Origin of the sequence: Streptomyces sp. Isolate_45, assembly GCF_024721315.2 — a bacterium.
Lineage (GTDB): Bacteria > Actinomycetota > Actinomycetes > Streptomycetales > Streptomycetaceae > Streptomyces.
Genome location: NZ_JANFAK020000096.1, coordinates 1 through 23,867 on the forward strand (window position 1 = coordinate 1; position 23,867 = coordinate 23,867).

General features: G+C 74.0%; 12 protein-coding genes. 9 read left to right on the forward strand and 3 right to left on the reverse strand.

Going from position 1 to position 23,867, the window contains the following annotated elements; translation table 11 throughout:
- Window positions 1-11,718 (reverse strand): non-ribosomal peptide synthetase (locus NOD94_RS26700; protein WP_281208659.1); only part of this gene is annotated, 11,718 nt, incomplete at its 3' end.
- Between the two features lie 302 nt (window positions 11,719-12,020).
- On the opposite strand from NOD94_RS26700, the gene hppD reads away from it, so the two are divergent.
- The 3 genes from hppD to NOD94_RS26715 are packed head-to-tail and all read left to right on the forward strand — an operon-like array spanning window position 12,021 to window position 15,621.
- Window positions 12,021-13,106, forward strand: a complete 1,086-nt coding sequence (gene hppD / locus NOD94_RS26705) for a 4-hydroxyphenylpyruvate dioxygenase (RefSeq protein ID WP_281208660.1) — start codon at window positions 12,021-12,023, stop codon at window positions 13,104-13,106.
- Window positions 13,103-14,269: an alpha-hydroxy acid oxidase gene (locus NOD94_RS26710; protein WP_281208661.1), complete on the forward strand. Its 1,167-nt coding sequence runs from the start codon at window positions 13,103-13,105 to the stop codon at window positions 14,267-14,269. Before hppD ends, NOD94_RS26710 begins: the two co-directional genes overlap by 4 nt.
- Window positions 14,266-15,621, forward strand: coding sequence for a PLP-dependent aminotransferase family protein (locus tag NOD94_RS26715; protein ID WP_281208662.1), 1,356 nt, complete (start codon window positions 14,266-14,268; stop codon window positions 15,619-15,621). Before NOD94_RS26710 ends, NOD94_RS26715 begins: the two co-directional genes overlap by 4 nt.
- A gap of 85 nt (window positions 15,622-15,706) precedes the next feature.
- Here NOD94_RS26715 and NOD94_RS26720 read toward each other — a convergent pair whose 3' ends face one another.
- Entirely contained in the window at window positions 15,707-16,369 is a 663-nt protein-coding gene (locus tag NOD94_RS26720; RefSeq protein WP_281208663.1) for a response regulator transcription factor, read from the reverse strand.
- Window positions 16,370-16,392: 23 nt separating this feature from the next.
- A complete protein-coding gene (locus NOD94_RS26725; RefSeq protein ID WP_281208664.1) occupies window positions 16,393-18,075 on the reverse strand; it encodes a histidine kinase in 1,683 nt (560 codons plus the stop codon).
- Between the two features lie 472 nt (window positions 18,076-18,547).
- On the opposite strand from NOD94_RS26725, the gene NOD94_RS26730 reads away from it, so the two are divergent.
- The 6 genes from NOD94_RS26730 to NOD94_RS26755 all read left to right on the forward strand — a co-directional run bounded on the left by NOD94_RS26730 (window position 18,548) and on the right by NOD94_RS26755 (window position 23,775).
- Window positions 18,548-19,018: a zinc ribbon domain-containing protein gene (locus tag NOD94_RS26730; protein WP_281208665.1), complete on the forward strand. Its 471-nt coding sequence runs from the start codon at window positions 18,548-18,550 to the stop codon at window positions 19,016-19,018.
- A gap of 140 nt (window positions 19,019-19,158) precedes the next feature.
- Window positions 19,159-20,103: an ABC transporter ATP-binding protein gene (locus tag NOD94_RS26735; RefSeq protein ID WP_281208666.1), complete on the forward strand. Its 945-nt coding sequence runs from the start codon at window positions 19,159-19,161 to the stop codon at window positions 20,101-20,103.
- Between the two features lie 5 nt (window positions 20,104-20,108).
- A complete protein-coding gene (locus tag NOD94_RS26740) occupies window positions 20,109-20,903 on the forward strand; it encodes an ABC transporter (RefSeq protein ID WP_281208667.1) in 795 nt (264 codons plus the stop codon).
- Between the two features lie 188 nt (window positions 20,904-21,091).
- Window positions 21,092-22,000, forward strand: coding sequence for a prephenate dehydrogenase (locus NOD94_RS26745; protein WP_281208668.1), 909 nt, complete (start codon window positions 21,092-21,094; stop codon window positions 21,998-22,000).
- 216 nt (window positions 22,001-22,216) lie between these two features.
- Window positions 22,217-23,425 carry a lipase gene (locus NOD94_RS26750; RefSeq protein WP_281208669.1) on the forward strand — a complete coding sequence of 403 codons (1,209 nt, stop codon included), beginning with the start codon at window positions 22,217-22,219 and terminating at the stop codon, window positions 23,423-23,425.
- 134 nt (window positions 23,426-23,559) lie between these two features.
- On the forward strand, window positions 23,560-23,775 hold the full coding sequence (locus tag NOD94_RS26755; protein ID WP_281208670.1) for an MbtH family protein: 216 nt from the start codon (window positions 23,560-23,562) through the stop codon (window positions 23,773-23,775).
- The last annotated feature ends 92 nt before the right edge of the window (window positions 23,776-23,867 follow it).

Below are 23,867 nucleotides of genomic sequence, written 5' to 3' on the forward strand. Positions count from 1 at the left end.
CCATGCCCTCCGGGCCGCCTCACGGTCCCGGCCGTCCAACCACGTCAGGTAGTCCCGGTACGGACGCACCCGCGGCAGGGCCGACGCGCCGCCATCGGTCGCCGCGTACAGCGCGATCAGTTCCTGCCAAATGAGCGGCATGGACCAGCCGTCGACCAGGATGTGGTGGTTCGTCATCACCAGCCGGACCCGGTTCTCGTCCAGCCGGACGGCCGTGAACCGCAGCAGCGGCGGGCGCGTCAGGTCGAAGCGGCGGCCGAGGACCTCGGCCGCGATCCGGTCCGCCGCGCGGGACCGTTCGTCGGCGGCGAGGCCGGACAGGTCGTGCTCCTGCCAGTCGAGTTCGACCTCGGCCGGTACGACCTGCGCCCAGGCACCCGACGGGACCTGGTGGAAGCCGGCGCGCAGGTTGTCGTGGCGTCGAAGCAGGGTCTCGGCGGCCGCGCGCATGCGGGGCGCGTCGAACGGGCCGCTCAGGTCGAAGGAGATCTGGCCCACGTACACGTCGCGGGTGTCCTCGTCGTACAGGTTGAGGAAGAGGAAGCCCTCCTGGAGGGGCGCGAGCGGCAGGACGTCCCGCAGTCCGGGGACGACGGACTCCAGGTGCTCGATCTCGGCCTGCGTGACGGCCGGGTGGGTGACGTCGGACGGGGTGAGGCCGGCGGCGCCCGGGCGGCGGGCCTCCTCGACGAGGCGCTTCAGGGCGGCGAACCAGGCCTGTGACAGCTCCTGGACGTCCTCGGGGAGCAGCAGGGCCGCCGCGTACGTCCACGTCGCGACGAGCCGGGTACCGGAAGGGGTTTCGCGCGCCGAGGCGTTGAGGTCCACCGGGTGGGCCAGGGGCATGGCCCCGTCGATGCCGGCGACGTCCGCCCCGGCGACGGACCAGGCGGCGGCTTCGCCGGCGCCCTGGCCCATCTGCCCCAGGTAGTTGAAGCCGAACTCGGGGACCGGCAGGGCGGCGAGCACGGCGCGGCCGGCCGGGTTCAGGTGGCGCAGCAGGCCGTGGCCGAGGCCGTTGCCGGGTACGGTGCGGAGCTGTTCCTTGATGGCCTTCAGGGCGGGCACCAGGGCGGGAGCCGCGCCGAGGCGGACGCCGGTGGCGCCGCCGGACGCGTGTGCCGTCGGGTCCAGGAGCACCGGGTACATGGAGGTGAACCAGCCTGCCGTGCGGCTGAGTTCGACGCCGGGTACGGCGTCCTCGTGCCGTCCGTGGCTCTCCAGGTCCACCACCACCGGGGCGTGCGGGTCGCCGCCCCGGTCGCGCCGCCAGTCGGCGACGGCGACGGCGAACGCGGTCAGCAGGACGTCGTTGATGCCGGCGTTGACGGTGCCGGGCACCCAGGTCAGCAGTGCTTCGGTGGTCTCCGCGTCGAGCTCGGCGGTGACCTCCCCGGCGGCCGCGTGGGTGTCGCGGGTCCGGTCCACGCGCAGGGCCGGGGGTGTGCCGCCGAGGACGGTGCTCCAGTGGTCGAGCTGCTCCTCGGTCCGCGCGTCGAGGGCGAGGTCCGCGAGGGAGCGGGCCCAGTGGCGCCACGGGGTGCCCACCGGGGCGAGCGTGCCGCCCTCGTAGGCGGTGACCAGGTCGGGGACCACGATCCGCCAGGTGACCCCGTCCATGACCAGGTGGTTCGCGACGAGGACGAGGAGCCCGTCCCGGTCCGTTCCCCGGTCGATCCAGACGGCCTGGAGCATCCGGCCGGCGGCCGGGTCGAGTCGGGACCGGGCGTCGCGTGCCCGCCCGGTCACGGCGGCGCTGACCGCGTCGTCGTCGAGTCCGGTGGCGTCGAAGCGGGTCAGGCAGTCGGCTGCGGTCACGGAACCCGGCTCGGGCACGGTGACGGTCCAGTCGTCGGCGACCCGCGCCCGCAGGGCGTCGTGGTGGTCGAGTACGGTCCCCAGCGCGCGGCCCAGGGCCTCGAAGTCCAGGTCGGCGGGCGCGTGCAGGACGGCCGACTGGTTGAACGCGGCCCGGTCGGAGCCGAGGTCGGCGAACCATCCCATCATCGGCGTCGCCGGCGCGTCCCCGTACGGGGACACCTCGGCCCCCGTGACGAGCCGTCCGGCGCCCTCCGTACCGTCGGCGGCCGTGGCCGCTTCGGCGAGCAGCGCGGGCGTCTGGTGCTCGAAGACGTCGCGCACCGACAGGACGAGCCCGGCCGCGCGGGCCCGGCCGACCAGTTGGATGGAGAGGATGCTGTCGCCGCCGAGGTCGAAGAAGCCGTCGTCGATGCCGACGGACTCCTGGCCCAGGATTTCGGAGAACAGGGCGCACAGCTGCCGCTCGCGCGGGGTGCGCGGGGTGCGGCCCGAGGACTGCCCGGTGTAGTCGGGGGCGGGCAGCGCCTTGCGGTCCAGCTTCCCGTTGATCGTCAGCGGCAGGGCGTCCAGGGGGACGAACGCCGTGGGGATCATGTGGTCGGGCAGGATGCCGCGCAGGTCGGCGCGCAGTCGGCGCACGTCCGGGGTGTGTCCGGGCTCCGGTACGACGTACGCCACGAGCCGCCGGTCGCCCGGGTTGTCCTCGCGGACGATCACGGCCGCCCGGGCCAGTTCGGGGCGCTCGACGAGGACGGACTCGATCTCGGCGGGCTCGATCCGCAGCCCGCGGATCTTGACCTGGGTGTCGACGCGTCCCAGGTACTCCAGCTCGCCGCCGGGCAGCCAGCGCACCAGGTCGCCCGTGCGGTACATGCGGGTGCCGGGGGCGCCGTACGGGTCGGTCACGAAGCGTTCCGCGGTGAGCGCGGGCCGGCCGTGGTAGCCGCGGGCGAGGTGGGAGCCGGCCGCGTAGAGCTCGCCGGGGACGCCGGGGGGCACCGGACGCAGGGCGGCGTCGAGGACGTAGACGGAGCTGTTGGCGATGGGGGCGCCGATGGGCGGGGTGACGGGGCCGGACAGGGGCCGGCTCATGGTGGAGCAGACGGTGGTTTCCGTCGGACCGTAGGAGTTGAGCAGGATACGGCCGGCGGACCAGCGTTCCACCAGCTCCGGCGGGCTCGTCTCCGCGCCGACGACGAGGGTCGTGACGGTGGGCAGCGCGTCCTCGGGCAGCAGCTTGAGGACGGCGGGCGTCAGGCTGAGGTGGGTGGCGCCGAAGCGGTTCGCCAGCGCGGCCAGCTCCGGCCCCGGGGTGAGGCCGGCCGGTGCGACGACCAGGGTCGCCCCGGTGAGGAGGCCCATCGACAGCTCCCAGAAGGCCGCGTCGAAGCTGGGGGAGAGGTGCTGGAGGACCTTGCTGCCGGGGCCGGTGGCGCAGTCGCCGGTGAAGATGTCGAGGAGTCCGGGGAGTCCGGAGTGGGTGACGACGACGCCCTTGGGCCGGCCGGTGGTGCCGGAGGTGTAGATCATGTAGGCCGGGTGGGTGGAGCGGCGCGGGCCGCGTCGTTCCGCGTCGGTGACGTCGTGCGCGGGCAGTGCGGCGAGCTCCGGCCCGGTGGCGGGGCCGTCCAGGAGGATCCGGGGGACGGCCGTGTCGGGCAGTGCGGCCGCGACGGCGGCGGTGGTGACGATCAGGGTCGGGGCGGCGTCCTCGACGAGGTACGCGATGCGTTCCGCGGGGTAGGCGGGGTCGATCGGCACGTAGGCGGCGCCCGCCTTGAAGGCGGCGAGGGTGGCGGTGACCAGGTCGGCCGAGCGGGGCAGTGCCAGAGCCACGAACTGTTCGGCGCGCACGCCCCGTTCGATGAAGTGGCGGGCCAGCCGGTTGGCGCGCGCGTTGAGTTCGGCGTACGTCAGGCTGCCGTCCTCGGATTCGACGGCCGTCCGCTCCGGGGCGTCGGCGGCGTGCCGTTCGACGTACTCGGCGAAGGTCCGGGGGTCCGTGGAGCGGGGGGTGTCGTTCCACTCGACGAGTACGCGGCGCAGTTCCGCGGCGTCGAGTACGGACGGCTCGGCGATCCGCAGGTCCGGGTCGTGGGCCAGGGTGTCGAGCAGGCGCAGGAACCGTGCGACGAGGGAGCGGACGGTGCTCTCGTCGAAGAGGTCGGTGCTGAACTCGGCGGCGCCCGCGAGGCCGGCGGGGGAGCCGTCGGCCTCCCGGTGCTCGGCGAGTTCGAAGGCCAGGTCGACCTTCGCGACGCCGCTCTCGACGGGGATCGGCGCCACGGCGAAGCCGGCGGCGGACAGGGCCGCGAGCGCGTTCTGCTGGGTGGTGTCCAGGCTCAGGAGGACCTGGAACAGGGGGTTGTGGGACAGCGACCGGGTCGGGCTGAGCACGTCGACCAGACGCTCGAAGGGCAGGTCCTCGTGGGCGTAGGCCGTCAGGTCGGCTTCCCGCACGCGGTCCAGCAGTTCCCGGAACGTCGGGTCGCCCGAGGTGTCGGTGCGCAGGACCAGGGTGTTGACGAAGAAGCCGACGGCCTCGTCGAGGGCGTCGTCGGAGCGGCCCGCGACGGGGGTGCCGATCGGGATGTCGTCGCCCGCGCCCATCCGGTTCAGCAGGGTGGCCAGAGCCGCTTGGAGGACCATGAACACGCTGGTCCGGGACTCGCGGGCCAGTGAGGTCAGCCGTCCGTGCAGGCCGGCCGGGACGGTCACCGGAACCCGGCCGCCGCGGTGCGAGGCGACGGCGGGGCGGGGCCGGTCGGCGGGGAGCTCCAGCAGGTCGGGAGCGCCGGCCAGGGCCTGCTTCCAGTGGGCGAGCTGGCGGCCCGCCACACTGGCGGGGTCGGCGGCGTCACCGAGCCGGGCGGCCTGCCACAGCGCGTAGTCCGCGTACTGGACGGGCAGCGGCGTCCACTCGGGGGCGCGGCCCCCGGCGAGCGCGGTGTAGGCGGTCGCCAGGTCGCGCACGAGCGGCCCCAGCGACCAGCCGTCGCCCGCGATGTGGTGGACGGACAGCAGCAGGGCGTGCTCGGCCGGTGCGAGCCGGAGCAGTTCGGCGCGGACGGGGACGTCGCGGGTCAGGTCGAAGGAGTGCCGGCCCGCGCGCGCCAGGTCCGCGTCGAGGCGGTCCGCGGTGGTGTCGCGGACGGGCAGCTCGAAGCGGACCGCGTCGGGTGCGAGGACGGTCTGTCGGGCCCCGAGGGCGTCCTCGGTGAAGACCGTGCGCAGGCTCTCGTGGCGGACGACGACGGCCTGGAAGGCGCCGCGCAGCGCCTCGGGGTCGAGGGGGCCGGTCAGTCGCAGCGCGCCGGTGATGTTGTAGGTGGGGGAGGGCCCTTCGAGCCGGTGCAGGAACCACAGCCGCTGCTGGGACGAGGACAGCGGCAGGCGGTCGGGGCGCGGGCCGGCGGTCAGCGGGGTGCGGGCACGCTCCGCGTCGTCCAGGGTCGCGGCGACCCCGGCGACGGTCGGCGTCTCGAACAGCTGCCGGACGGACAGCTCCACGCCGAGGGCCGTACGGATCCGGCCGGCGAGCCGGGTCGCGAGGAGGGAGTGGCCGCCGAGGTCGAAGAAGCTGTCGTCGATGGTGATCCGGGGTACGGCCAGGACGTCCGCGAAGAGGGACGCGAGGATCTCCTCGCGGGGGCCGCGCGGTGCCCGCCCGGCCGCGCGCGCCGTATGGGCGGGGGCGGGCAGCGCCTTGGCGTCGAGCTTGCCGTTGGGGGTCAGCGGCAGGGCGTCGAGGGTGACGAACGCGGAGGGCACCATGTGCTCGGGGAGCTGGGCCGCGGCGTGGTCGTGCAGGGCCCGGGCGGACGGGCCGCCGCCCCGTGTCACGACGTAGGCGGCGAGCCGCAGGTCGCCGGGGACGTCCTCGCGCAGCCGCACGGTGACGTCGGTGACGTCGGGGTGGGCGGCCAGTACGGCCTCGATCTCGCCGAGTTCGATGCGGAAGCCGCGGATCTTCACCTGGTGGTCGGCGCGGCCCAGGTAGTCGAGTCCGCCGTCGGCGCGGCGCCTGGCCAGGTCGCCGGTGCGGTACATCCGGGTGCCCCGTTCACCGAAGAGGGCGGCGTACGGGTCGGCGGGGAAGCGGTCCGAGGTGAGGCCGGGCCGGCCGAGGTAGCCGCGGGCGAGGCCGGCGCCCGCCACGTACATTTCGCCGGTGACGCCGGCCGCGGCGGGCCGCAACCGCCCGTCGAGGACGTAGACGCGCAGGTCGGGGATGTTGACGCCGATGGTGCTCGCGGTGGCGGCCTCGGCCGTGGCGCGGTCCGCCGGGAAGTGGGACACGTGGACGGTGGTCTCGGTGATCCCGTACATGTTGACGAGGGCCGGGGCGTCCTCCGGGTGCCGCTCGTACCAGTCGCGCAGCCGGGACAGGTCCAGGGCCTCGCCGCCGAACACGATCGTGCGCAGCGACAGGTCGGGCGTGTGCTCGTGGTCGGCGGCCGCCAGCTGGTAGAACGCCGACGGCGTCTGGTTCAGCACGGTGACGCGTTCGCGTTCGAGCAGTTCCAGGAAGGCGGCGGGGTCGCGGGTGACGGAGTGGGGGACGACGACGAGCCGGCCGCCGTGCAGCAGCGCTCCCCACAGCTCCCAGACGGAGAAGTCGAAGGCGTAGGAGTGGAAGAGGGTCCACACCTGTCGCTCGTCGAAGCCGAACCAGTGGTCGGTCGCGGAGAAGAGGCGTACGACGTTGTGGTGCGGGACGGCCACGCCCTTGGGGCGGCCGGTGGAGCCCGACGTGTAGATGACGTAGGCGGTGTCCCGCGGGTCCAGCCGTCGGGTCCGCTCCTCCTGGCCGAGGTCGCCGTCCCGGAGGCCGACGGTTTCGTCCGTGCCGGTCGCGTCCCCGGCGGCGTCCGGGCCGGAGACGATGACGCGGGGCACGTCGTGGGCGGGCAGCCGGGCCGCGGTGTCCCGGTCGGTGAGGAGGACGGCGGGAGCGGCGTCCGACAGTACGTAGGCGAGGCGGTCGGCCGGGTAGTCGGGGTCGAGGGGCACGTAGGCGGCGCCGGCCTTGACCACGGCGAGCAGGGCGGTCACCAGCTCGGCGGAGCGGGGCAGCGCCAGCGCGACCAGGGAGTCCGGGCCGATCCCGCGTCCGGTCAGCAGCCGGGCGAGGCGGTTGGCGCGGGCGTTGAGCTCCGCGTAGGTGAGGGAGGTGTCCTCGAAGGTGAGGGCGGTGCGGTCCGGGAAGCGGGCGGCCTGCCGCTCGAAGAGCTCGGGCAGCGTGACCCCGGCGTCCCCGGCGTCCCCGGCACCTTCGGCGGGCGACGCCGTCGGGTCCGGCCGGTTGGCGTCGACCAGCAGCCGGTGGGCCTCGCCCGGGGCCAGCACGTCGACGTCCGCGAGGCGCGTCCCCGGGTCCGCGGCGACGGCGGCGAGGAGCCGCAGCAGCCGGTCCGAGAGGGCGCGGGCCGTGTCCGGGTCGAAGAGCTCGGTGCTGTACTCCACGGCGAGGCGCAGCCCGGCCGCCGCACCGTCGTCGTCCCGGCTCTCGTCGAAGGCGAACGCCAGGTCGAACTTGGACAGTCCGGTGTGCAGCGGCACCAGCTCGGTCCGCAGCCCCGGCAGCCGGCCCAGCTCGCCGAGGGCGTCCTGCTGGGTGGTGTCGAAGGTCAGCATCACCTGGAACAGCGGGTGGTGGGGTGCCCCGCGGTCCGGGTTGAGGGCCTCGACGAGACGCTCGAAGGGCACGTCCTGGTGGTCGAAGGCGGTGAGGTCGGTGTCGCGCACCCGGCCGAGCAGTTCGCGGAACGTGGGGTCGCCCGAGGTGTCGGTGCGCAGGACGAGGGTGTTGACGAAGAAGCCGACGAGGTCTTCCACCCCGGCGTCGGTGCGCCCCGCGATCGTCGAGCCGATCGGGACGTCCTCGCCCGCGCCGAGCCGCGTCAACAGGCCCGCGAGGGCGGCCTGGAGCACCATGAACACGCTGGTGCGCGTCTGCGTGGCGAGGGCGGCCAGCGAGCGGTGCAGGTCGGCGGGGACGGACAGGTCCAGGCGGGCCCCCGCGTTGCTGCGGCGGGCCGGGTAGGGCCGGTCGGTGGGGAGTTCGAGGCGTTCGGGCAGCCCGGCCAGGGTCGTCCGCCAGTGGGCGAGCTGCCGGTTGCCCTCGCCGTCCGCGTCGTCGGCGGCGCCGAGCAGCTCGTGCTGCCACAGCGTGTGGTCGGCGTACTGGACGGGCAGCGGCGCCCGGTCGGGTGCGGCCGCCCCGGCGAGGTGGGCGGCGTAGGCGGTGCCCAGGTCCCGGGCGAGCGGGGCCAGCGACCAGCCGTCACCGGCGATGTGGTGGAGCACCAGCAGCAGGACGTGTTCCCGCGGGCCCACCGTGAACAGCGTGGCGCGCAGCGGGGTTTCGCGGGCCAGGTCGAAGGGGTGGCGGGCGGCGCGGGCCAGGTCCGCGTCGAGCCGTTCGGCGTCGCAGGCGGTGACCTCCAGGCGGGGCGCCGCCCGCTCGGGAGTGAGGACGACCTGGTGGGGGCCGTGCTCGTCCTCGGCGAAGACGGTGCGCAGGCTCTCGTGCCGGGCGACGACGTCACCGATCGCGGCCGCGAGGGCCGCTTCGTCCACGGGCCCGGTCAGGCGCAGCGCGGCCGGGATGTTGTAGAGCGCGGAGGGTCCCTCGTACTGGTGCAGGAACCACAGGCGCTGCTGGGCGAAGGACAGCGGCAGCCGGTCGGGCCGCTGCCGGGCGGTGACGGCGGTACGGGCCCGGCCGGCGCCGGTGAGGGCGGCGAGGGCGGCCACGGTCGGGGACTCGAAGACCTGCTGGATCGACAGCTCGGTGCCGAGCGCCGTGCGGACCCGGCTGATCAGGCGGGTGGCGAGCAGGGAGTGCCCGCCGAGCTCGAAGAAGCTGTCGTCGATGCCGGGTTCGTCGACGCCGAGGACCTCCGCGAACAGGGTGCGGAGGATCTCCTCGCGCGGGGTGCGCGGGGCGCGGCGCCGCTCGCGGGTCGCGTACGAGGGGGCGGGCAGGGCCTTGCGGTCCAGCTTGCCGTTGGGCGTGACGGGCAGGGCGTCCAGGAGGACGAACGCCGAGGGGACCATGTGGTCGGGGAGCCGCTCGCGCAGCGGGCCGGTGAGCGCGCCGGGGTCGGGGCGGCTGCCGGCGGCCGGCACGAGGTAGGCGACGAGGCGCTGGTCGCCCGGCTGGTCCTCGCGCAGGAGCACCGCCGCCCGGTCGATCCCGGGCCGTGCCAGCAGGACGGACTCGATCTCGCCGAGCTCGATGCGGAAGCCGCGGAGCTTGACCTGGTGGTCGGCGCGGCCGATGTACTCCAGGTGCCCGCGGTGGTTCCACCGGGCGAGGTCGCCGGTGCGGTACATGCGGGTGCCGGCGGGGCCGTACGGGTCGGCGGTGAACCGTTCGGCGCTGAGGGCGGGGCGGCCCAGGTAGCCGCGGGCGAGCTGGACGCCGGCGATGTACAGCTCGCCGGGCACGCCGGGCGGGACCGGACGCAGTGCGGCGTCCAGGACGTACATCCGGGTGTTCCAGACGGGCAGACCGATGGGGACCCTGCCGTCGTCGGCGGCGCACGGCCAGTACGTGACGTCGACGGCGGCTTCCGTCGGCCCGTACAGGTTGTGCAGGGGGGTGTCGGTCAGGGCCAGGAAGCGGGCGGCGAGTTCGGGGGAGAGGGCCTCGCCGCTGGCGAAGACGCGGCGGACACCGGTGAGGGAGGCGGCGGCGGCCGGCTCGCCCAGGAACACGTCGAGCATCGAGGGCACGAAGTGCAGGGTGGTGATGCCCTCGCGGGCGATGACGTCGGTCAGGTAGGCCGGGTCCATGTGGCCCTCGGGCCGGGCGACGACCAGCGTCGCGCCCTCGATCAGCGGCCAGAAGAACTCCCACACGGACACGTCGAAGCCGGACGGGGTCTTCTGCAGGACGCGGTCGGAGGCGTCGAGGCGGTAGGTGTCCTGCATCCAGGCGAGCCGGTTCACGATGGACTCGTGCGAGACCACCACGCCCTTGGGGCGGCCGGTGGATCCCGAGGTGTAGATGACGTAGGCGGGGTGCCGGGGGTCGAGGGCCGGCCGGGCGGCCGCGGCGGTGCCCGTGGCCTCGGCGCCGTCGGTCGCCGCGGGGTCGTCGAGCAGCAGTCGGGGGGTGCCGTCGTCGGGCAGTCGTCCCTCGGTCTCCCGCGAGGTCAGCACCAGCATGGCGCCCGCGTCCCCGAGGATGTGCGCGATGCGGTCGGCCGGGTATCCCGGGTCGACGGGGACGTACGCGGCCCCCGACTTCAGTACGCCGAGCAGCGCGACGACCAGCTCGGCGGACCGGGGCAGGGCCACGGCGACGAACCTCTCCGGCCCGGCCCCGCGGGCCGTCAGGGCGCGGGCCAGCCGCTCGGCGCGGGCGTCGAGCTCGGCGTAGGTGTGGGCGGTGCCCTCGAAGACGAGGGCCCGCGCCCCCGGGGTGCGGGCGGCCCGCGCCGTCAGGAGTTCCGGCAGGGTGGCCGCGGGGACCTCGTGCGCGGTGTCGTTCCAGTCGGACAGGACGCGCCGGCGCTCCTCGTCGGTGAGCAGGACGGCCCGGCCGACCGTCGCGGTCGGGTCGGCCGTCAGGTCTTCGAGCAGGCCGACGAAGCGTTCCTGGAGGGAGCGGAGGTCCTCGGCGTCGTAGAGCTGCGGGTTCCCCTCGAAGTCGACGCGGATCCCCGACGCGGGGGTGCCCGTCAGGACGAAGTTGAGGTCGGTGGTCGGTCCTGAGCCGAGGCTGCGCATCACGCCGGGCGAACCGGCGAAGTCCACGGGTCGGGTGTAGGGCAGGACGTTGACGGTCGGGCCGAGCACGCCGGCGCCGCCGGACAGGCCGAGCTCGCGGTTGAGGTCCTCGCCCCGGTAGCGGCTGTGGGCCATCAGGGCGCTCAGGGCGGTGGAGACCTCGGAGATCAGCTCGGTGAAGGCCGTGTCCGGGCGGACCGTGAGCCGCAACGGCAACTGGTTGGAGACCATGCCGGGCGTGGTGCGGGCGTTGGCGCCGTGGCGGCCGGTCACGGGCACGGACACGACGATGTCCTCGGCGCCCGTCATGCGGTGCAGGAACGCGGCGACGCCGGCGATGACGACCCGCGCCCAGGAGGAGTCGTGCGCCCCGGCGACCTCGTCGAGGATCCGGGTCCGCTCCGGTCCCAGGCGCAGGCCGACCCGGGTGCCGGCGAGGGCGAGGCGGCTGCTGCGGCCGGTGAGGGAGACCGGGTCGGGGCGGTCGGCGAACAGGCCGGTCCAGTGGGCGCGGTCCCTCTCGTACCGGGCGGAGGCGCGGTAGGTCTCCTCGCCGGTGACGAGCCGGTCCATGTCGCCGAAGGAGGCGGGCGGCACGGCGCCGCCGGTCAGCAGTGCCGCGTACACCGCGGCGAGCCGCTCGTAGAAGAGGGACATGCTCGTGCCGTCGAGGACGATGTGGTGGACGCCCAGGTAGTACATGTGCCGGTCCGGGCCGAGCGTGAACAGGACGTGGCTGCTCAGGCCCGGGCGGTCCAGGGCCACGGGCGTCGCCCGGTCGGCCTCCATCAGGCGGAGCGCCTCGCCCTCGGGGTCCTCGTGCCCGGTGAGGTCGAGGTGCGGCAGCCGCACCGGGGTGAGGGGGCTGCCGTCCGCGGCCGTCGGGGCGTCCTCGTCCGCCCGGTCCTGCGGGGCGATCGGGCAGTGCACCCGGTGGGGGCCGTCCTCGTCGACGAGGAAGCGGGAGCACAGCGTTTCCGTCTCGGCCACGGTGTGCCACAGGGCGGCGCTCAGCACGGCGTGGTCGACGGGCCCGCTGATCTCCAGGCTGGACCCGGTCTTGTAGTGGGTGCTCCGCGGGTCCAGTTGCTGGGCGAGCCACACCTCGTGCTGTGCGCTGGTCAGACCGTGCCGAACGGCAGCGAACTCAGACACTGTCCCTCACATTCGTCCGCCGGAGCACCCGGCCATTGCGTGGTGCGATGCAATCTAGGAAATGCCGCTGGAGCATCATTCGATTAATGGGAACTTGGACGCTAACAACCCCCTGACGTGCAGGTCAACCGATTGTTCGGGCTTATCAAGGGGTCTTGAGGCTTTGGATATCCGGCAGATAGCCAGGGTATATGGCGGATTTGTAGACTGTTACTCGAATTCACATCCAATTTTGCTGGCAGAGAATGTCGGAGCCCTTTCCTCCGGGCTCTCCCGGGCATTCACCCGTTCTTGGAGCCGCCATGCCGCCGAGTGCCATCGCCTACGCCGAGCTGTACGTTTCCGACGACCGGGAAGCCGCGGGCTTCCTCATCGACAGCCTCGGCTTCGCGCCGGTGGCCGTCGCCGGTCCGGCCACCGGGACGCGTGATCGCAGGTCCACCGTGCTGCGCCACGGCTCGGTCACCCTCGTCGTCACCCAGGCCCTGCGACCGGACGGCCCGGTCGCCGCGTACGTGGAGCTGCACGGCGACTCCATCGCGGACCTGGCCTTCACCTGCGCCGACGTGACGGAGACCTTCGACCGGGCCGTGCTCGCCGGCGCGGCCGTCCACCACCGGCCCGAGCCCTCCCGGGTCCGCGGCCAGGGCGGCGAGTACGCCGTGGTCTCCGGCTTCGGGGACCTCCGGCACACGCTGCTGCCCGCGTCCGGGGGCCTCGTCGGGCACCTGCCGCCCGACCGGGACTGGGCCCTGCTGCCCGCCGCCGACACCGCCGACACCGCCGGCTCCGGGGCCCGGCCCGTCCTCGACCACGTCGCCGTGTGCCTGGAGGCGGGCACCCTGCGCAGGACGGCCGCCTTCTACGAGGCCGCCTTCGGGATGCCGTACTACTCGTCCGAGTACATCCAGGTCGGCGAGCAGGCGATGGACTCCATCGTGGTGCGCAACGCGGACGGCGGAGTGACCTTCACCCTCATCGAGCCCGACGACTCCCGGCTGCCCGGCCAGATAGACCGGTTCCTGGCCGCCCACAACGGCGCCGGAGTCCAGCACCTGGCCTTCCTCGTGGACGACATCGTCGACTCGGTCCGCACCCTGGGCGGGCAGGGCGTGGACTTCCTGAAGACCCCGGCCGCCTACTACGACCTGCTCGCCCGCCGGGTCGGCTTCCTCGCGGACCGGATCGCCGAACTGCGCGGCACGAGCGTCCTCGCGGACCGCGACGAGTGGGGCTACCTGCTGCAGATCTTCACCCGCTCGCCCTACCCGCGCGGCACGCTCTTCTACGAGTACATCCAGCGCAACGGCGCCCGCGGCTTCGGCAGTTCCAACATCAAGGCGCTGTACGAGGCAGTGGAGAGGGAGCGGGAAGTGGCCGGCCGATGACGGCCACGGCCCGCCCCCGCACCCCGCCCGGGCCCGCCGGGCCCGGGCGGGCGGCGTCCCGCCCCCGCCCCACGGCCCTGACCCCGGCCGACTTCGCCGAGCAGGCGCGCACCCAACTCCCGCCCGACGTATGGGATTTCATCGCGGGCGGGGCGGGCCGGGAACGCACCCTCGCCGCGAACCAGGCCGTCTTCGACGCCGTGCGCCTGCGCCCCAGGGCCCTGCCCGGCATCGAGGAACCGGACACCTCGGTGGAGGTGCTCGGCTCCCGCTGGGCCGTCCCCGTCGGGATCGCCCCCGTCGCCTACCACGGGCTCGCCCATCCGGACGGGGAGTGCGGCACCGCCGCCGCGGCCGGCCGGGTCGGAGTGCCGCTCGTCGTCAGCACGTTCGCCGGGCAGCTCCTGGAACGGGTCGCCGAGGCGGCCACCGCCCCGCTGTGGCTCCAGCTGTACTGGTTCCGCGAGCCCGGCCTCACCCTCGGCCTCGCCCGCCGCGCCGCCGCCGCGGGCTACCGGGCGCTCGTCCTCACCGTCGACACCCCCTTCACCGGCCGTCGGCTGCGGGACCTGCGCAACGGCTTCGAGGTGCCCGCCCACATCGGCCCGGTGAACCTGGCCGGTTCCGCCGCCGCGGGCGCGGCCACCCCGGGCGCGCACAGCCGGCTGGCCTTCGACCGCTCGCTGGACTGGGGCGCGGTGGCCCGGCTGCGGGACGAGAGCGGCCTGCCGGTCCTCGCGAAGGGCGTCCTCACCGCCTCCGACGCCGAAGCGGCCGTCGCCGCAGGCGTCGCCGGGATCATCGTCTCCAACCACGGCGGCCGCCAGCTCGACGGCGCGCCCGCCACCCTCGACGCGCTGCCCGAGGTGGTGGCCGCGGTCCGGGGCCGCTGCCCGGTGCTGCTGGACGGCGGCGTCCGCGGCGGGACCGACGTCCTGGCCGCCCTGGCCCTCGGCGCCCGCGCCGTGTTCGTCGGCCGCCCCGCGCTGTACGCGCTCGCCGCCGGCGGGACCGAGGGCGTCCACCGGATGCTCACCCTGCTGGCGGAGGAGTTCGCCGACACCATGGTCCTCACCGGCCACGCCACGACCGACACGATCAACGCGGCCACCGTCGTCCAGCCCGGACCCGGACGGCCCGCACCGGACAGGAGCCCCGGATGACGACCACCGCGGAGACCGCGGACCCCGGCCGGGTCCTCGACCCCGGCCCCGGCCGGGTCCTGAGCCGGACGGCACTGCACGCCAGCCTGTCCGATCCGACGCTCGACACCATGAACTTCCTCAACGAGGTCACCTCCCGCTACCCGGACGCGATCTCCTTCGCCCCGGGCCGCCCGTACGAGGGCGACTTCGACGTCGCGCGGATCCCCGGCCTCATCGACACCTACCTCGACCACCTGCGCGGCCTCGGCCACTCCGAGGACCGCATCCGCACCGCGCTCTACCAGTACGGGGAGACGGCGGGGCAGATCCGCGACCTGGTCGCCCGCATGCTGGAGGTGGACGAGGACCTGATCGTGGACCCCGCCGCCGTCGTCGTCACCGTCGGCTGTCAGGAAGCCATCGTGCTGGCCCTGCGCACGCTGTTCCGGGACCCCCGCGACGTGCTCCTCGTCGACAGCCCCTGCTACGTCGGGATCACCGGCGCGGCCAGTCTGCTGGGGATACCGGTCGTCGCCGTGCCCGGCGGCGACGACGGCGTCAGCCTGGAGGGACTCGACCGCGCCGTCCGGGAGATCGAGGCGGGCGGCCGCAGGGCCAGGGCCCTGTACGTGGTGCCCGACTGCTCCAACCCCTCGGGCGTCAGCATGAGCCGAGCGAAGCGCACGGAGCTGCTCGACGCGGCGGCGCAGGCCGACCTCCTCATCCTGGAGGACAACCCGTACGGGGTGTTCAGCACGGTCCGCCACCCCACCCTGAAGTCCCTCGACGCCGACCGGCGGGTCCTCTACCTGGGCTCCTTCGCCAAGACCGCCTTCCCCGGCGCCCGCGTCGGGTTCGTGGTCGCCGACCAGCCGGTCGAGAGCGCCGACGGTGGTCCGCCGACGCTGCTGGCCGCCGAACTGGCCAAGGTCAAGAGCATGGTGACGGTGAACACCTCCAGCCTGAGCCAGGCCGCCGTCGCCGGCCTGCTGCTGCGCGGCGGGGGCGGGCTGCGGCGCGCCAACGAGGCCTCGGCCCGCCACTACCGGCGGACCATGGCCCTGCTGCGGGACACCCTGGCGGAGGAACTGCCGCCGGGCGCACCGGAGTCGGCGGGCGTCGGCTGGAACGACCCCCGCGGCGGGTTCTTCCTGACCCTCGACGTGCCGTTCCCGGCGGACGAGGCGGCGCTGCGCCGGTCGGCGCAGGAGTACGGGGTGATCTGGACCCCGATGCGCCACTTCCACCTCGACGCGGCCGGCGACCGCCGCATCCGGCTCTCGTGCAGCTACCTGACCACCGCCGAGGCGGTCGAGGGAGCCCGCCGGCTGGCCCGCTTCATCAGGGACACCGGGTCGCGGGCCGGCTGAGACGGCAGGTGCGGGCCGGGCGTGCGGCGGCCCACCCCCCGGGGGCCGCCGGCGGCGGCCTGCCCCCGGGGCGTGCGGCGGCGGCCTACCCCGGGCCGCCGTCCGCCACCAGGCCCGCCTTGTAGGCGATGATCGCCGCCTGCACCCGGTTGCGCACCCCCAACTGGGCCAGGATCGCGCTCACGTACGTCTTGATGGTGCCCTCGACCAGGTGGAGGCGCTCGGCGATCTGCGCGTTGGACAGGCCCGCGCCCAACATCCCGAGGACCTCGCGTTCGCGCTGCGTCAGCAGGTCCGTGCGACCGCCGGGGTCCTCGCCGCGCTGGGCGGGCGCCCGGCGCAGGTCGGTCATCAGCCGGCGGGCGACGAGCGGGGACAGGCAGGAACCGCCGCCCGCCACCGCCCGCACCCCGGCGATCAGGTCCCGCGGGTCCGAGGCCTTCAGCAGGAACCCGGCCACCCCCGCGTCGAGCGCCCGCTCGATGTACTTGTCCTCCCCGAAGGTGGTCAGCATGATCACCCCGGTCTCCGGGTTGGTGCTGCGCAGCTCCCCGGCGGCGGTCAGGCCGTCCATCTCCGGCATCCGGATGTCGAGCAGGGCGACGTCGGGCCGGTGCTTGCGGGCCAGTTCGACGGCCTCGCGGCCGTCGGAGGCCTCGGCCACCACCTCGATGTCCGGGTCGGTGGTCAGGATGGAACGGACCCCCGCCCGGATGATCATTTCGTCGTCGGCGAGAAGTACGCGCATCGTCCGCTCCTCGGGCTTCGTTGTCACAGACTGTCCTTGGCCACCAGCAGATCATCCTTGAAGCACAACCGGTACATGCGGTTGGTGAGTTGGAGGACGTTCCCGCCCGTCCGGTAGTACTCGCAGGCCGCCCCCGCCGGCACCGGCGGTTCGGAGACGACCGGCGGAGGCTTGCTGATCCGGCGCTCGGGCAGCACCGCCGCCAGCTCCGCGCGCGGCTGGCCCGGCCTGATCCGCGCGTAGTCCCCCGGGTCGAGCGAGGTGAGCGCGGACGTGAAGACGTAGAGCCCGGCCAGCAGGGCGACGAGGCCCGCGCCGAGCAGCACGGGGATCCGCCCGGCCCGTCGCACGTCGCGCCGCAGCCGGGTCCGGGCCCGGCCGAGGGCCGCCCCCGAGTGGCTGCGGCCCGGCGGCGGCGCCTCCGGGTGCGGGTACGGCTCGGTGTCCTCGAACCCGCCGGCGCCCAGGGCCTCCCCGTCCGTCCCGTCGCCCCCGTCCGGGTCCGTCGCCGTCGCCGTCAACGGGGTGCGGGGCAGCCGCGCCAGTACCTCGAAGCCGCCCGATCCGGGGCCGGTCCGCAGCGAGCCCCCGGCCAGCCGGACCCGTTCGTCCAGCCCGATCAACCCGGAGCCACTGCCCACGGCGGGGGCTTCGGCCGGCTGGTCCGGCAGCTTGTTGAAGACCCACACGACGCTCTCGCGGGGGCGGTGGGTGACCCGTACGGTGATGGCCGCGCCCGGCGCGTGCTTCGTCGCGTTCGTCAGGGCCTCCTGCACCACCCGGTAGGCCGCCCGGTCGGCGAGCAGCGCGAGCGGCGGGGCGTCCTCGCCCTCCTCGACGAACCGCACCGCCATCCCGGACCGTTCGAAGCGGCGCACCAGCTCGGCGATCGACTCGTCGGAGGGGCTCAGCGGGGAGGGGCTGCCCTCGTCCCGGAGCAGTCCGATCACCTCGTGCAGTTGCTCGGCGGCCCGCGTGCACCGCTCGCGCAGTTGCGTGACCGTCGCCCGGTGCTCCTCGGGCACCCCCCGGGCCAGTTCGAGGGCCCCGGACAGCAGGGCCATGACGCTCAGTTCGTGGCCGAGAGAATCATGGATGTCCTCGGCGATCCGCGAGCGTTCCTTGAGCCGGGCCTGCTCGGCGATGTAGCGCTGCTTCCATTCCAGCCGCTCCGCGCGCTCCCATCCGGCGTGCATGAGGGCGGCGCGCCGGCTCCACCAGTAGCCGACCCACCACGGCAGGACGGAGGTGGCGAAGCCCACCATCAGCAGGCTCAGCCAGTCCTTCATCTCCGCGAACCCGGCCGTCACGGCCAGCCCGGTGAGGGCCACCGCGGCGAACACGGCGTGCGCCCGCGCGGGCGCGGTCAGCCTGCTCCCGGCGAGGAAACTGAGGACGAGGGCCGCCACGGCGGTCCACGCGCTGCTGCCCAGCCAGGGGTAGAGCCCGCACAGCGAGGCCGCGAGCAGCAGCGACAGCAGCGGCACGGTGCGTTCCACCGCGACCGCGGCGGTGATCATCAGCAGGGCCGCGAGCCAGGGCCCCGGGGCGGACGTGAGCCGGCCGGCCTCCAGCACCGCGGGCGCCAGGAGGACGGCGAGCAGCACCAGGGTGCCGCGCTCGCCGAAGGGGCGGGCTCCCGGACTCCCGGACACCCGCGCCACCAACCGCTCCGTACGCCGCCGAACGGCACGCCATCGCTGCATGCCAGCAAGCTACCCGGACCAATCGCAGTGCATCGGGCTTCTGTTGCTCGATGTACTGACGGACGAGCGACGGCGGAGCCCCGCCCACCGACACGGTTTCGAAGTCGGCGCGGATGGCACGCATGATCTCCGCAGCCCGCGTCGGGTGTGTGTCCGTGAAGACCTTGCGTCAGTACTTCGTCACGAAAACCAAGTGGGCGTGGAGGGCGGAAGTACAGCGCCGACCAGGGCAAATGTTCTGATGGGCGGTCATGAACCAGCTGGGTACGCTGATCGTCATGCAGCTCGGGTACTCCTTCCGGATGTATCCGAACGGTCCTCAGCGCTCAGCGCTCAGCGCTCAGCGTTGGGCGGGGCGTTCGGGTGCTCGCGGGTGGTCTACGACGATGCGCTCCGCGCTCGTGAGGCCGCCCGTGCGGAAGGTGCACCGTTCCCGAGGACGGGGGACCTGTCGAAGCTGCTGATCACCCGGGTGAAGAGGACCGAGGAACGGGCCTGGCTCGGCGAGGTGTCCGCCGTCGTGCTCCAGCAGTCCCTGCGGGACCTGGATACTGCCCACCGGAACTTCTTCGACGGACTCAAGGGCAGGCGCCCTCGCATGGGCGCGCCCCGGTTCAAGAGCCGTAAGGACAATCGGCAGGCCGTTCGGTTCACCGCGAACGCCCGGTGGAGGGTCACGACCGGCCCCACCTCGCAGGTCTGCTCGCAGTGCGGCGTGAAGGACGGACCCAAGCCCCTCGATGTGCGCATCTGGCAGTGCCGGGCGTGCCATGCGTGGCTGGACCGGGACATCAATGCGGCGGTCAACGTCGCCAAGGCCGCAGGACTTGCGGTATCAGCCTGCCGAGCGCGGGTAGGACCGGAACTTCTTCCGGCACAGCGCGAAGAAGCAGGAACCCACCGAGACGGTCAGCCGACGGTGGGAGGAATCCCCTGCCCGTAGTGAGGGGAGCGGAAGTCAAAAGAGGGTCGGCGTCGCCAAGACCTGTCGAAAGTCGAGTGCGTTCGTTGCCGATCGCCAGATGTCGGGGGCCCGCGGAATTCCTAGTGTCTGGGTATGCCCTCGGAAGGAGCCAGCAGGCGATGATCACTTTGGACCGACTCACGAAGCGGTACGGCGACAAGACGGCCGTGTCCGACCTTTCCTTCGAGATCAACCCGGGCAAGGTGACCGGGTTCCTCGGCCCCAACGGCGCGGGCAAGTCGACGACCATGCGGATGATCGTCGGCCTGGACTCCCCGACGACGGGCCGGGCGCTCATCGACGGCAAGCCGTACGGGGCGCTCCGCCACCCCCTGCGGGAGGTCGGCGCCCTGCTCGACGCCCGCGCCGGACACCCCGGCCGGTCCGCCTACCACCACCTGCTCGGCATGGCCCGGAGCAACGGGATCCCGGCCTCGCGGGTGAACCAGGTGCTGGAGACCGTCGGACTCACCGAGGTCGCCAAGAAGCGGATCGGTTCCTTCTCGCTCGGCATGGGCCAGCGGCTCGGCATCGCGGCGGCCCTCCTGGGCGACCCGAAGGTGCTGCTGTTCGACGAGCCGGTCAACGGCCTCGACCCCGACGGGGTGCGCTGGGTCCGCGAGCTGATGCGTTCGCTGGCCGCGGAGGGCCGCACGGTCTTCGTCTCCAGCCACCTGATGAGCGAGATGCAGGAGACCGCCGACCACCTCGTCGTCATCGGCCGGGGCAAGGTCATCGCCGACGCCCCCATCGAGGAGGTCATCGCGGGCAGTTCGCTGAACGCGGTGAAGGTCCGCACCACACAGCCCGACGTCCTGCGGCGCGAACTTGTCCGTTTCGGGATGAGCGTCGAGCCGGAGGACGGCGCGCGGTACGGCGAGTTGATCGTCGTCGGCGGCAGCCTGGAGCAGATCGGTGACCTCGCCTTCGCGAACCAGGTCCCCGTGCACGAACTGAGCCCGCGCAAGGCCAGCCTGGAGCAGGCCTACATGGAACTCACCGCTTCGAGCGTGGAGTACACCACCCCCGCCGTTTCCCTCGCCGCCGACGCCCAGAAGGTGTGATCGACATGACGACAGCAACCGCACCCCAGCTGGTCGGACCCGTCAGGGGCGGTGGTCTGCGCGGGGCCCTGGCCTTCGAGTGGACCAAGCTCTCCAGCGTCCGGGCGACCTGGTGGAACCTCGCCGTCGGCCTGGTCCTGACCGTGGGGTTCGCCGCGATGGTCGGGATGTCGGCCTCGGCCAGCGCGGCCAAGGGGGTCGACGTCGCCTCCCCGGCCCCGCACGCCGCCGCGCAGGCGTTCCTGATCTCCCAGCTCACCGTGGTCGTGCTGGCGACGCTGGCGCTGACCAGCGAGTACGCCAGCGGTTCCATCCGCACCACGCTCCAGAGCGTGCCGGCCCGCGGCCGGATGCTGCTGTCCAAGACGGGCGTCGTCGTGGCGGTCGTGGCGGTCGCCGGGTTCGTGTTCAGCGTGCTGGCCTCGCTGACCACCGCCGCCCTCATGGGTGAGGACGGCGCCTACACCGGCGGCGACCTGTTCGCGACGGCCCTCGGGGCGTCCGTCTACCTCGGCGCGCTCTCGGTGATGTCCATCGGCATCGGGACGGTCCTGCGCAGCGCGGCGGGCACGATCACCACGCTCATCATGGTCCTGCTCGCCCTGCCGCAGCTGATGACCGTCGTCGGCGCCAAGTGGCTGGAGACGGCGAGCGAGTACATGCCGAGCGTCGCCGGCACCGTGTTGATGACGCAGGACACCTCGCCGTACGGGAGCGGGACCGCGGTGCTGGTCCTGCTGCTCTGGTCCCTCGTCGCGGCCGTCGCCGGCCACGCGGTGCTCCGCAGGCGCGACGCCTGAGGCGCCGGGAGCGGGACCACGGCCCTGCGGGGCCGCACGCCAAGGGGCGTGCGGCCCCTTTCCCGTGCGCCCGGAACCGGAGGGGCGGACGGCCGCGGCGGGCCGCCGATAGCCGGGTGATACGCGCCCCATAACCGGCTCCAGGACAGTGGTCGACGGTCAGGACCGACGGATGGGAGGACGCCCGCATGCGCACCGTGGCGATCGTGGGCACCGGCCTCATCGGAGCCTCGGTCGGCCTCGCCCTGCGCAAGCAGGGCGTGACCACGTACCTGATCGACGAGGATCCGGCGGCGGCGCGCGCCGCGGAGGCGCTGGGAGCGGGGCTGGCGCAGCCGGTCCGGGAGCCCGCCGACCTCGCGGTCATCGCGGTGCCGCCCACCCGGGTCGCGGCCGCCCTGGCGGAGCACCAGCGGCTGGGCACGGCCCGCTTCTACACGGACGTCTCCGGCGTCAAGGTGCGGCTGCACCGGGAGATCGAGGACCTCGGCTGTGACCTCCCGGCCGTGGTCGGCGGCCACCCCATGGTCGGCGGCGGGTGGGCGGGACCCTGGGAGGCCCGCGCCGACCTCTTCGAGGGGCGTCGCTGGGTGCTCACCCCGAACGAACTCACCGACAACCTCGCGCTCAACCACGCGCTGGAACTGGTGGCCCTGTGCGGGGCGGTGTCCGTCCTGCTCGACCCCGAGACCCACGACCGGGTCCTCGCGCTCGTCTCCCACGCCCCGCACCTCATCGCCAGCCTGGCCGCGGCCCGGCTGCTCGACGTGGACGAGGCGGCCATCCGGCTGGCCGGTCAGGACCTGCGGGACATCACCCGCGGCACGGGCGGCAATCCGGAGACCTGGACGGACATCCTGACGGCCAACGCCGGTCCCGTGGCCGACCAGTTGGACGTTTGGGCCGCCGAAGTGCAGTTGCTCGCGCAGGAGCTGCGGGCGGTGGACCGGTCCACCGACGGCCTGCGGCCCGTACGGATTCCCGAGCTCCTCCGCTTCGGAGCGGCCGGCCGTGCGCGCATACCCGAGGACCTCGGGGTCCGTGAGGAGGGGAATGCCCCGGAGGGGCCCCTCGTACGGACGGCCGGGGGAACGTGAACGCACTCCGTTTCATCCGGGTGTGACCGCTCCGACCCTGTCGAACGTGCAGGGGGAACCGCGGAGAACCAGTGGCGAAAGGCCCGACGGACGGTAGGAGGGAAAGCCGGCCGATTTCCCCTCGCCCGGAATGATGAAATGGCGTAGCGGTCCTTCCGTTTCCTTTTTCGCCTCATAGCCTGACGGTGTTCGGATATCTCAAGGAGATGAACGCCGATGCCGTCGATCAGGTCAGCGCATTCCCCGCGCTCCTACGCCCTCGCCACGCTGTTCGCGGCCGTACTGGCCCTCGCGCCGGCCGCCGACACCGCCCGGGCGGGCGCCGTCGGGCCGTCGGGGCCCACCCGCGCCGCCGGACCGCGCCTGCCGGCCCCGACAGGCGGCCTGCCCGTGGGGCAGCGGACCCTGGCCCTGCGCGACGCGTCCCGCGAGGACCCGTGGGAGCCGGGCCGGGCCCGGGAGCTGATGCTCTCCGTGTGGTACCCGGCGCTGCCCTCCGACGCCCCGCGCGCGGCCTACGTCACGGCGCGGGAGTCCGGGATGATCCTGCGGCAGCACCGTGTCGGGGGCGTCCCCGAGGACCTGCTGAGCCGGACCGGCACGCACGCCCGTACGGGGCCGCCGGCGCTGCCCGCGGTCGGGGCCGGGCTGCCCCTCGTCCTGCTGTCCCCCGGTTTCTCGTTGCCCCGCACCTCCCTGACGGCGCTCGCCGAGGACCTGGCGAGCCGGGGCTACGCGGTGGCCGCGGTGGACCACGCGTACGAGGCGGCGGCCATCACCTACCCGGACGGCCGGGTGACGGGCTGCTCGGCGTGCCGGCCCGCCGTGCGGGGGACCGCGGTCGCCGCGACCCGGGCGGCGGACCTCTCGTACGTCCGGCGGCGACTCACCGCGGGGGCCGGCGCGGCGGTGGGCGCCGAGGGCCTGCCGCGGCTGGATCCCGCGCGGGTCGCGGTCGTGGGGCACTCCATCGGCGGCGCCGCCGCCTTCGAGGCGATGCGTCGGGACCCGGCCTTCGTCGCCGGGGTGAACATGGACGGCACCTTCCAACCGTCGGACACGGGCCCGCTGGAGCGGCCGTTCCTGCTGCTGGGCGCGGACCGGCACGGCCGGCCGGGGGCCGACCCGAGCTGGGACCTGGCCTGGCGCCGGCTCACCGGCCCGCGGGCGTGGTTCTCGGCCGCCGGGGCGGTGCACACGTCGTTCACCGACTACGCGGCGCTGACCGGGGCGACGGGCTCCGCGGCCGCCCGGGGCGGGCCGGCGGCCCCCGTCCTGCCCGCGGCGCGGGCCACCCGCCTCACCCGTGAGCTGGTCGCGGCCTTCCTCGACGGGCACCTGCGCGAGGGGCCCCGCCCCCGCGCCGACGCCCTGCTCGACGCCGTGGGGGCGCTCCATCCGCAGCTGCGCAGGCACGGGCGGTGAGTGCGAAGCCGGACGGATAACCGACGGAAACGCTGACTGCCTAGGGTCGTGACGCTGGCCATCTGGCCACCCGGCCGTCCGGCCCGGGTGGTGCCGGCGCAACCGCCATCCGACGTTCCCGGAAGGAATCCGACGTGACCAATCCGTTCGAAGACGCCGACGGCCGCTACCTGGTGCTGGTCAACGACGAGGGACAGCACTCTCTGTGGCCGTCGTTCGTCGACGTGCCGGCCGGATGGACGGCCGCCTTCGGTGAGTCCGACCGGCAGTCCTGCCTGGACTACGTGGAGAAGAACTGGACCGACATGCGCCCCAAGAGCCTCGTCGACGCGATGAGCGCCGAGGGCTGACCGGGCCGGCCCCCGCGGCCGGTGACACACGGGTGCGGCCCCTCCGTCAGGGAGGGGCCGCACCCGTACGGCGCCGGGGGTGCCCCCGGCCG